A 3,125-nucleotide genomic window follows, 5' to 3' on the forward strand; every position below is an offset into this window, starting at 1 on the left:
CCGACAGCCCCAAGCCATTCGTCTGGAGAGCCGATCCCGACGACATCATCGCCGCCCGAAACCGAGGGTTCCAAACGTTGGAATCAATCCACTAGACGTCTCGGTGAAAGAGACATCGGTGTGTATCGTGGACGAAACGGGCGCGATCTGCCGCGAGATCAAAGTCCTCAGCCACCCGGAAGACCTCGTCCAGGCCTTGAAGAATCCCGCGTGGCAACTCGGTCGGATCGGGCTCGAAGCCGGACCGTTGTCGCAATGGCTGTTCAGCGGATTGGCAGAGGCGGGCTTGCCGGCGATCTGCATAGAAACCCGACATACGAGGCCTTTCTCAAGGCGCAAGTGAACAAGACCGACCGCAACGACGCACGCGGCATCGCGCAGATGATGCGGGTCAATCTGTTCCGGCCCGTGCATGTCAAGACGCTGACGAGCCAGAAGCGCCGCGCCTTGCTGACCGCCCGCAAGCTGCTGCAGGAAAAGGCGATCGCCATCGAGAACGATATCCGTGGCCTGTTGCGCAACTTCGGGCTCAAGGTCGGCATCGTTGGAACGGTCGGGTTCGAAGATCGCATCCATGATCTCGTCGACGGCATGCCGGACCTCGGCGAGATCATGGAGCCTTTGCTGGCGGCACGGCAAAAGCTGCGTGAGACATGCATGGAACTCCACCGCAAGCTGCTATCTATCGTCCGTGACGACGAGACCTGCCGACGTTTGATGACGATCCCCGGCGTCGGTCCTGTTACCTCGCTTGCTTTCACCAGCACCATTGATGGGTCAATCCCAGTGCCGGACCGACGGCCCTTGAATTCCTGAAGCGCGCCGGAACATCCCCGGTGCTCAACCAATCGGGCGAAAGCCATCGCGTCGGCCGCGTTTCCCTGTGCGGTGACGGCCGTAAGCAGGGCCCGCATCATGCATGCGATGCATGATCACAGCCAGCCGGCGTGCGAGCGCGACGATGGCCTTCTGCCGTCCGCGTTCATCGCCCAGGCTTTCAGCCAGGACCATTTCTTCACCCGGCTCAACATGACCTACGCTGCTTCGCGCAAGGACATCACGCTGAACGAGATGGTGGAGCGGCTGGGGGGCGAGCGGTCGGTGCGGATCAGCCGCAGCGCGTCTTCGGAGGGTTCACTTTCGTTCGTCTTTCGGACATGCACCTGCTCGGATCTCGTCCGAACGTTTCATCCGACGCTCACCACCACGGCTCTTTACCGCAGCAGCTCGGACTGGTTTGAGACCCGCTCCTGAAAGCCGATCCCGGAGGGCCATCCTCCATCATTCACGCAGCTTCACGCTTCAGGATGTCGGGGCGGTCCTGCTCCAGTGCGTGTGCGGACTTTTTTGAACGTCCACCCGTGGCCGCGAAGCCATGCGCTCAAGGCGCGGTACAGTGTCAGTTCATAGTGAACTCCTTCCGTGCCTCTGCAGCACACTCTCATCAATGAAGACGAGCTTCGCCGGATCGAGATCGAGCTGGCCGTCGAACCAGGCGCGACGGCGCGTCGTTATGAACTTAAGTGTCGTCGAAACCAGGATCGTCTCATCATCCTGGGACAAGTCCGCCGGGCGCCTGTCATTCGATCCCAGTGGAACCAAACGAAATGAGAGGACTGCCCCAACTACGAGCCTGCTTTCACCGACAAGCAGGTTATATCTGGCCTAAACGCGCCTCATCAACGGGCCACGCGCCGGATTCTGACACGCAGCGCTTGGCTCCCAGGGGGGTGCCTTGAGTCCAGCTGACAGTGCTGAGGCCTCGAACGCCGCAGCTTTCACAAGCCGAGCGCTGTCTCCCGGCTAGAGTCCTTCATGTTTTGACGGAAGCATATCCTGCGTTGTTGAAGTAGTTGGCGCATTCGTCTGGTTTGATGGTGCCGACGAGGGTGCCGAGATGGCGCCAGGTGTCTTCGATGGTTCGCTTCTGGGCGTGGCGCATCCAATGCTTGATCTTGGCGAAGGCCTGCTCGATCGGATTGAGATCGGGCGAGTATGGCGGCAGGAACCAGAGCCTTGCGCCAGCAGCCCTGATGGCTTGACGGATGGCTGCGGATTTATGGCTGCCCAAATTGTCCATGATCACGATGTCGCCGTGCTGACGGACATAGGCGCGGAAGCATTCGCCGTTGATCGGGCCGTCGAAGACGCATGGGGCGGTGAGTTCGTCGCAGCGCAACGCGCCCAGGAAGGTCAGGGTTCGCCAATGGCCATGCGGGGCGAAGCCGCGCAGGCGCTGTCCCCTTGGCCCCCAGCCGCGAAGCGGGGCCATGTTGGTCTTGATCCACGGGTGAGTAGGCCGGAGGGATTTCACCTGCCGGCCTCTCGCAGAACGGTGCGTGAACCTCTCGATTCACACCGCTCCCATCAGGCAAACGTATTCGTTCCGAACGCCTTCCAGTGCACAAACAGTCCTGGATTTTCCCGCGCCAGCTTTCTCACGAAGAGGCTGGCACGCGTCTTATGGGACTGAAAGCGCTTGAACTTACGCATGATCCACGCCCTGAGCTTCCGGTTGACGTAATCAGCCAGAGTGGACAGGGCCGAACGGCTGTAACGACCGTAATAGGCTATCCATCCCCGGAGGAGTGGATTGAGCTGTTGGGCGATTTCAGCCAGCGTCCCCGGCGTCTGCCGCGGGATGTTCAAGCTTTTGATCGTGGCTCGCATCGACTTCAGCGCCGTTGGGCTGGCCGCAGGCGTGTAGCCACAGAAGAACTGATCTCGCTGTGTGTTCGCCACGCGTCGCGGTCGGAACTGATACCCGAGGAAGTCGAACACGACATTCGGGTATTCCCCTCTGCGCCTTTGGTCTTTGCAATAGACGATCTTGGTCTTTGTCGGATGCATTTGGAGCCCGCATGCTTCCAGTCGAGCACCAAGCTCCGCCTTGAGGGCTTCTGCCTGCTGCTCATTCCGGCAATGCACAAGGCCATCGTCCGCATATCGACACCATGGAAGGTCAGGATGCGTCCGCGTCATCCACAGATCAAACGCATAGTGCATGAAGAGATTCGACAAGATCGGGCTGACCACTCCCTGAACGCAAAAGGTAACTTTGAGTTTGACCGGTCGATTTCGCTCGATCGTTCTCGTTCTGTGCTTGATTATCGTCTTAAAAGGTA

1 protein-coding gene and 4 pseudogenes are annotated in these 3,125 nt (G+C 59.7%); 1 reads left to right on the forward strand and 4 read right to left on the reverse strand.

Annotation, left to right across the window (positions count from 1 at the left end; all coding sequences use genetic code 11):
- Positions 1–82: 82 nt before the first annotated feature.
- Positions 83–893 (forward strand): annotated as a pseudogene (locus IQ26_RS38765) (IS110 family RNA-guided transposase); the annotation flags it as partial.
- On the opposite strand, the pseudogene IQ26_RS40975 reads toward IQ26_RS38765, so the two are convergent.
- From IQ26_RS40975 to IQ26_RS38780, 4 genes and pseudogenes are all read right to left on the reverse strand, one after another.
- Positions 841–1,034, reverse strand: a pseudogene (locus tag IQ26_RS40975) (hypothetical protein); the annotation flags it as partial. The pseudogenes IQ26_RS38765 and IQ26_RS40975 sit on opposite strands and share 53 nt — an antisense overlap.
- Before the next feature lie 382 nt (positions 1,035–1,416).
- Positions 1,417–1,515, reverse strand: a pseudogene (locus IQ26_RS41805) (IS630 family transposase); the annotation flags it as partial.
- Positions 1,516–1,813: 298 nt separating this feature from the next.
- A pseudogene (locus IQ26_RS38775) lies at positions 1,814–2,287 on the reverse strand (IS630 family transposase); the annotation flags it as partial.
- Between the two features lie 80 nt (positions 2,288–2,367).
- The coding region (locus IQ26_RS38780) for a group II intron maturase-specific domain-containing protein (RefSeq protein WP_240547483.1) at positions 2,368–3,125 on the reverse strand (758 nt) is incomplete at its 5' end.

Origin of the sequence: Mesorhizobium tianshanense (genome assembly GCF_007830515.1) — a bacterium.
GTDB lineage: Bacteria > Pseudomonadota > Alphaproteobacteria > Rhizobiales > Rhizobiaceae > Mesorhizobium > Mesorhizobium tianshanense.